Source organism: Streptomyces sp. NPDC127084 (genome assembly GCF_042724175.1).
Classification (GTDB): Bacteria; Actinomycetota; Actinomycetes; order Streptomycetales; family Streptomycetaceae; genus Streptomyces.
Map to the genome: position 1 here is coordinate 1 of NZ_JBHXFA010000227.1, position 8,172 is coordinate 8,172.

The window sequence follows — 8,172 nt, forward strand, 5'->3', positions numbered from 1 at the left end:
GGGGGGGGGGGCCCCCCCCCCCCGGGCCCCCGCCCCCCCCCGCCGCCCCCGCCTCGGCATTCGAGAAGCGGGTCGCAGACGCCCCCGACGCGGTCGCCCTCATCAGCGGATCCGACTCCCTCACCGCCGGTGAACTCAACGCCGCGGCCAACCGGCTGGCCCGCCACCTCCGCGCCCTCGGCGCGGGCCCCGAGTCCGTGGTCGGACTCCACCTGCCCCGCTCCCCGGAACAGGTGACGGCCGTACTCGCCGTCCTCAAGGCCGGAGCCGCCTACCTTCCGCTCGACCCCGCCTACCCGGCCGAGCGGACCGCGTACGTGCTCGGCGACGCCCGGCCGTCCCTCGTCCTCACCACCGCGCGGCTCGCCGCGGCCCTGCCTTCCGGCACCGCCCAGGTTGTCGTCCTCGACGACGCCGACGTGCTGACCGCCCTGGCCGCCGCCTCCGCGGCCGACCCGGCCGGACCCGAAGTCCCCACCGTCACCGAGGACTCGTCCGCCTACATCATCCACACCTCCGGCTCCACCGGACGGCCCAAGGGAGTCGTCGGCCTGCACGGCGGCGTGCTCAACCGCGTCGACTGGGCCGCCGCCGTTCACCCCCTCCAGCCCGGCCGGCCCGTACTGGGCAAGACCTCGCTGAGCTTCATCGACGGCACCACGGAACTGTTCGGCGCCCTCCTGCACGGCGCTCCGCTCGTACTCGCCTCCGACACCGCGCTGTCGGCCGCCGAGGAAGTCATCGAGCTGGTCGACCGGCACCGCGTCGGCCGGGTGAGCCTCGTACCGAGCCTGCTGTCGGCGCTCCTCGACAGCGACCGGGCCTCTCTGCTGCGCGTCTGCGAGGTGCTGGTCAGCAGCGGTGAGGCGCTGCCCGCAGAACTCGCCGTCCGCGTGGCCGAACTCCTGCCGGACACCCGTCTGCTCAACCTCTACGGCTCGTCCGAGGCGACCGGTGACAGCCTGGCAGCCGTCTGCGCGGGCTCCGACGTCAGCCTCGGAACGCCCCTGCACAACACCACGGCCCTGGTCCTCGACGACCTGCTCATGCCGGTGCGCGCCGGTGAGGCGGGAGAGCTCTACCTGGCCGGCCAGGGCCTCGCCCGCGGCTACCTGGGACGCCCCGACCTGACCGCCGAGCGGTTCGTCGCCCGTGCGGACGGCAGCCGTATGTACCGCACCGGCGACCGCGTACGGATACGCCCGGACGGCGGACTCGTCTACCTGGGACGTACCGACTCCCAGGTGAAGCTGCGCGGCAACCGCGTCGACCTGGCGGAGGTGGAGACCGCGCTGAGGAGCGCCCCCGGAGTCGGCAGGGCAGCGGCCGTGGTGCACGGCGCGGAGGGCGAAGGACAGTTGGCCGGGTATGTCACCCCGGCGGCCGGGCGGCCCGACCCGGCCGAGGTCGAACGCCATGCGGCCACCATCCTCCCCGGCTACGCCGTCCCCGTGGCCGTCGTGGTGCTGGACGCGTTCCCGCTCACCCCCAGCGGAAAGATCGACCGGCGCGCGCTGCCGGTCCCCGAGTTCACCCGCGCCTCGGGACGGGCCCCCGTCGGGCGGGACGAGACGGTGCTGTGCGAACTGTTCGCCGAGGTCCTCGGCCTCGACTCCATCTCGGCCGAGGACGGCTTTCCCGACTTGGGCGGGGACAGCATCAAGGCGCTGCGGCTGGTCGGGCGGGCCCGCAAGGCGGGAATCGTGCTGAGCGCGCGCGACGTCTTCGAGCACCGCACCCCCGCCCGGCTCGCCCTCGTCGCCGCCGCAGGCGGCTCCGCCGAGGAGCCCGCCGCCCCCGCCGAGCTGCGCAGCCCGCTGCCGGACGACGAGTCGGTCGCGCTCCTCGCCGAGCGCGGTGAGGGCGAGATCCTGCCCGTGACCCCGCTCCAGGAGGGCCTGCTGTTCCTCGGCCTCCTGGACGGACCCGACACCTACGTGGTGCAGAGCTCGCTGGACGTGGAGGGCACGCTCGACCCCGACCGGATGCGCACCGCACTCGCCAGGCTCTTGGACCGCCACGCCAACCTGCGTGCCGCGTTCCTCCACGAGGGCCTCAGCGCGCCGGTCGCCTTCTGCGCCCCTGAGGTACCCGTCCCGTGGCGGCACAGCGACCTCTCCGGACTTCCCGTGCGGGAGCGCGAGGACGCGGCACGCGACGCCGCGGACGAGGACCGCACCGCGCCGTTCGACCCGGCCGTCCCCCCTCTGCTGCGGATGCGTCTGGTCAGCCTGGACGCCACGCACCACCGCCTGGTCCTCACCTACCACCACCTGCTGCTGGACGGCTGGTCCCTGCCCGTCCTGCTGCGCGAGCTGCTGCACCTGTACGTCGCAGGCGGCGACCCCTCCAGGGAACCCGCCCTGCCCGTGCCGTTCAGCGAGCACCTGCGTCTGCTGGGCGCGAGAGACCGCGACGCCGGCCTCGCCGCCTGGCGTGAGGCCCTCGCCGGACCCGTGGAGCCCACGCTCGTCGCCCCCGGCGCGACTGGCACCGAGCACCGTCCCGAAGTCGCGGAGAGGCGGCTGCCCGCCCCGCTCACCGAGCAGCTGGAACAGCGCGCCCGCGCCGCCGGGCTGACCGTGGCCTCCGTGGTGCAGGGAGCCTGGGCGCTGGTCCTCGGCCAGCTCACGGCCCGCGCCGACGTGGTGTTCGGCAGCACGGTCGCCGGCCGCCCCGCCGAACTGGAGGGGCACGAGGGCATGGTGGGGTTGTTCGCCAACACCCTGCCGGTACGGGTGACCTGGACGCCCCGTGAGTCGCTGCTCGACATGCTGGTGAGGACGCAGGCGGAGCAGGGCGCACTCCTCGCGCACCAGCATCTCGGACTCGCCGACGTCCAGCGCGCCGTAGGGGCCGAGCAGTTGTTCGACACCCTGCTGGTGGTGGAGAACCAGCCTGCCGGTCAGGGCGAACTCGCCGCCGCCGCCGACGCGGCGGGCGTCACGGTCACCGGCACCGGTTTCCGCGACTCCACCCACTACCCCCTCGCGCTGACCGTGCTGCTCGGCGAGGAGCTCGTCCTCCAGCTCGAACGCCGCGCGGGCGAGGACGGGCCCGCCGCGGCGGCTACCGTCGTGGAGCGGGTCGCCGGAGTGCTCGCCGCGATCGCCGCGACGCCGGCCGTCACTCTCGGCCGCCTGGACATGCTCCTCGCCAGGGAGCGCAGCCGCGCCCTCGCCGCAGGCGACAACACCGAACACCCGCCGCTGGAACTCGGCGTCGGCGAGCTGCTGGAACGACAGGCGGCCGCCACCCCCGACGCCACCGCCCTGGTCGCCGAGGGCGAGGACCCGCTGACCTTCGCCGAGCTGGACGCGAGGGTCAACCGTCTCGCCCGGCACCTGATCACGTCGGGCGCCGGCCCCGGCACTGTCGTCGGCCTGCTCGTGCCCCGTTGTGCCGACCTGGTCGTCGCCCTGCTCGCGGCGCTCAAGGCGGGTGCCGCGTACCTGCCCATGGAGACCGACCTACCGCCCTCCCGCGTCCGGCGTCTGCTGACGGACGCCGAACCGGTGCTCGTCCTCACTGCCGGGACCATCCACGACACCGGCGGCGTGCCCGTCGTCGACCTCCAGGACCCGGAGACCCGGGCGGCGGTGGAGCGACAGGCCGACGGCCCCGTCACCGACGCCGACCGTGCCCGGCCCCTGACACCGGCCGACGCCGCCTACGTGCTGTTCACCTCCGGCTCCACCGGCCGCCCCAAGGGCGTGGTGATCGAGCACCGGGGGCTGCGCAACCTCATCGCCCAGCACCACGAGACGCTGGCGGGCCCGCAGATCCGGCGACCCCACGGCCGTCCGCTGCGCTTCGTCCTCACCGCGCCGCTGTCCTTCGACACCTCGTGGGAAGCCCTGATCTGGATGCTGGCCGGACACGAGCTGCACCTGCTCGGCGACGCCACCCGGCGCGACGCCGCTGCGGTCGTCGGCCACATCCGGGCCACCGGCGCCGACGTCCTCGACGTCACCCCCTCCTACGCCGAGGTGCTGCTGGAGGAGGGGCTGCTCGACGGCCCCACCGCACCGTCGATCCTGCTGCTCGGCGGCGCGGCCGCCGGCGAGCGCCTGTGGACCCGCCTGAGGTCCGCGCCGGGCCTGGAGGCGCACAACCTCTACGGCCCCACCGAGTTCACCGTCGACGCCCTCGCGGCGGACCTCGCCGACACCTCCCGCCCCGTGATCGGCAGTCCGGTGCGCGCGACCGCCGCCCACATCCTCGACGACGCGCTCCGCCCGGTGCCGGACGGCGTGCCGGGAGAGCTGTACCTGGCGGGCGAGGGACTGGCCCGCGGCTACCTGGGCCGTCCCGACCTGACCGCCGAACGGTTCGTGGCCTGGCCGTACGGACCGCCCGGCGCACGCGCCTACCGCACCGGAGACCTGGTGCGCCGCCGCGCCGACGGGCTCGTCGAGTACCTCGGCAGGGTGGACAACCAGATCAACGTACGCGGCTTCCGCGTCGAGCCCGGCGAGGTGGAGGCCGTCCTTGGCGAGCACCCCGGAGTCGTCAGGGCGGGCGTCACCGTACGGGACGACCGGCTGATCGCCTACGTCGTCGTACGCGAGGACAGAGCCCCCGGCCCCGAGGAACTGCGCGCCCACGCCCTGGAGTCGCTGCCCCGCTACGCCGTGCCGCAGGCGTTCCAGACCGTGCCCGAGCTGCCGCTGTCCTCCAACGGCAAGCTGGACCTGAAGGCCCTGCCCGCGCCCTCGGCCGAGGCGCGGCCCACGGGGCGCGCACCGCGCGGCCACCACGAGGAAGCCCTGTGCGCCCTGTTCGCCGACCTGTTCGGCATGGACGCCGTCGGACCCGACGAAGGGTTCTTCGAGCTCGGCGGCCACTCCCTGCTGGCCACCCGGCTCGTGGGCCGCGTCCGCAGCACCCTCGGTCTGCGGATCGGCGTCCGGGACGTCTTCGACGCCCCCTCCCCGGCCGAACTGGCCGCCGTGCTGGTCCGCGTGGAGTCCGTCGGCACGACGGCCCCGCCCCCACCCGCCGAGCGCCCCGAGCGGGTCCCCATGGCGTACGCCCAGCGCCGCCTGTGGTTCCTGCACCAGATGGAATCCTCTCGCAGCACCTACAACATGCCCATGGCGCTGCGGATCTCGGGCCCGCTGGATGTCACCGCTCTCGGCGCGGCACTGTCCGACACCGTCGCCCGGCACGAGATCCTGCGCACCGAGTTCGCCCAGGACCACGACGGCCCCTTCCAGACCGTACGGCCGCACACCCCGGGGGAGTTCCGGCTCACCCCCGTCGACGTGAGCGCTGCGGAGCTCGACGACCGGCTGCGCGGGGAGGCCCTGCGCCCCTTCACCCTCGCCGGCGAACCCCCCTTCCGGGCCGTCCTGTTCCGTCTCGGGGCCGACGAGCACGTGCTGCTGGCGGTGGCCCACCACATCGCGGGCGACGGCTGGTCCATCGCCCCGCTGCTGTCCGACCTGTCCCACGCCTTCGCCGCCCGCCGCCGGTCCGCCGCCCCCGTCTGGGCCGCACCCGCGCCGCAGTACGCGGACCACAGCCTCGCGCAGGCCGCCCTGCTCGGCAGCGAGGAGGCGTCCGACAGCCTCGCGCGCCGACAGCTGATGTACTGGCGGGAGGCGCTGGCCGACCTGCCGGAGGAGATCCCGCTCCCGCTGGACCGGCCCCGCGGCTCCGCGGTGTCCGACCGGGGCGGCAAGGTCGCCTTCTCCGTACCCGAGGACTCCTACCGGCAGCTCGCCGCGCTGGCGGCAGCCGTCGGCACCACCCCGTTCGTCGCCCTCCAGACGGCGGCTGCCGTGCTGCTGGCCCGGCTCGGCGGCGGCACCGACATCCCCATGGGCACCCCCGTGGCGGGCCGCACCGACGAGACGTACCACGGTGCGGTCGGCGCCTTCGTCAACACCGTCGTTCTGCGTACCGACCTGTCCGGCGCGCCCTCGTTCCGCGACCTGCTCGTCACCGGCCGGGAAACCGTCCTGCGGGCCCTCACCCACCAGGACCTGCCCTTCGAACGGCTGGTGGAGGTGCTGAGTCCCACCCGGTCGCTCTCCCGGCACCCGCTGTTCCAGACGATGTTCACCTTCGACGACGCGCCCACCCGCGCCCTCGCGGACTCGCTCACCGGATTCGAGGGCCTGGACGTCGCCCTGGAGGAGGTGCCGACCGGGCTCGCCAAGTTCGACCTCGGCTTCACCCTCGCCGAGCAGGACGGCCCCGCTGGCGGCCTGCACGGCGAACTGGACTACCGCGCCGACCTGTTCGACGAGGGCACCGCCCGTTCCTTGGCCGAACGCCTCGTCCGGGTCATCGGTGCGCTGGCCGCCGACCCCGACGCTCCCGCCGGCCTGGTCGACGTACTCGGCGAGGGCGAGCGCTCCACCGTGCTGGAGGAATGGGGCGCGGGCACCCCCGGCCCCGAACGGCTCACCCTGCCCGAGCTGTTCGAGGCACGAGTGGCCGAGACCCCCGACGCGCCCGCCGTGGTGCAGGGTCCGCACGGCGAGACCCTCACCTACCGCGAACTCGACGAGCGCGCCAACCGGCTGGCCCGTCACCTCGTCGCCCTGGGCGCTGGTCCCGACCGCTTCGTCGGCGTCTCCCTGCCCCGCTCGGTCGAGTGGGTCGTGTCCTGGCTCGCCGTGGCGAAGGCCGGTGCGGCGTTCCTGCCCATCGACCCCGCCTACCCGGCCGAACGCATCCGGTTCATGCTCGGCGACGCCGAGCCCCACCCCGTACTCACCCTGGAAGAACTGGCCCCGCCGCTGCGCGAGGCGGGAGCCGACTGCCTCCTCGTCGACGGCCCCGCCCTGGCCGGGACCCTGCGTGGCCTCCCGGCGGACCGGCTCACCGACGCCGACCGGATGTCGCCCCTGCGGCACGACCACGCCGCCTACGTCATCTACACCTCCGGTTCCACCGGGGTGCCCAAGGGCGTCATCACCCCGCACACAGGTATCGCCGCGCTCTCCGCCCTCCAGCGGTCGGTGCTCGGCCTCGGCAGCGGCAGCAGGGTTCTGCAACTGGTGTCCACCAGCTTCGACACCTCGCTGTGGGACTCCTTCTGCGCGCTGCTCTCCGGCGCGACCCTGGTGCTCGCTCCCCGGGACACCCCCTTCGGGCAGGATCTCGCCGACTTCGTGCGCGACGCCTCGGTGACCCACATCGCCGTGCAGCCCGCCGTCATCGCGAGCCTGCCCGACGACAGCCTCCCGGCCGGTGTGACCCTCACCCTCAACGGCGACGTACTGCCACCGGGCCTGGTCCGCCGCTGGCTGCCGGGACGGCGGATACTCAACGGCTACGGGCCCACCGAAGCCACCGTCGGAGCGGCGATCTGGGACTGTGCCCAGCACCGCGGAACCGGCCCCGTACCCATCGGCCGCCCCTTCGACGGCAAGCGGCTGTACGTCCTGGACGAGCGGCTGCGCCCGGTACCGCCCGGCGTCCCGGGCGAGCTGTACCTCGCAGGCGGGCTGGCCCGTGGCTATCACGGCCGCGCCGCGCTCACCGCCGAACGCTTCGTCGCCTGCCCCTTCCCGGCGCCGGGCAGCCCGGACCCCTCGGGCGAGCGCATGTACCGCACCGGCGACCGCGTCCGCTGGAACCGGCAGGGCGCGATCGAGTTCCTCGGCCGCACCGACGACCTGGTCAAGCTGCGCGGCTTCAGGATCGAGCTGGGCGAGGTCGAGACGGCGCTCGCCTCGCACCCCGACGTCGCGCAGAGCGTGGCCGTCGTACGCGAGGACGTCCCCGGGGACCGGCGCCTGGTGGCGTACGCGGTGCCGGAACAGGGCCGGAGCATCGACGGCGGCTCCCTGCGGAGCTGGCTGGCGCGGCGGCTGCCCGCCTACCTGCTGCCCTCCGCCTGCGTGGTCCTCGAAGCGTTCCCGCTGAACGTGAACGACAAGGTCGACCGGCGCGCACTGCCCCGCCCGGAGACGGCCGCCTCCCGCGGACGGGCCCCGCGCGGCTCCCGCGAGCAGCTGCTGTGCGACCTGTTCGCCCAGGTGCTGTCCATCGGAACGGTGGGAGCCGACGACGGCTTCTTCGACCTCGGCGGCGACAGCATCCTCTCCATCCAACTCGTCAACGCCGCACGCCGGGCCGGACTCGCCCTCAGTACCCGGGACCTGTTCGAGAACCCCCCCCCGGCCGCGCTCGCCGCGCTCGTCCCCGCACCGG

The 8,172-nt window shown here is 74.5% G+C and carries 1 protein-coding gene; it reads left to right on the top strand.

Annotation, left to right across the window (positions count from 1 at the left end; all coding sequences use genetic code 11):
• A partial coding sequence (locus ACFWI9_RS31480; RefSeq protein ID WP_387167859.1) for an amino acid adenylation domain-containing protein occupies positions 1-8,172 on the top strand: 8,172 nt, incomplete at both ends.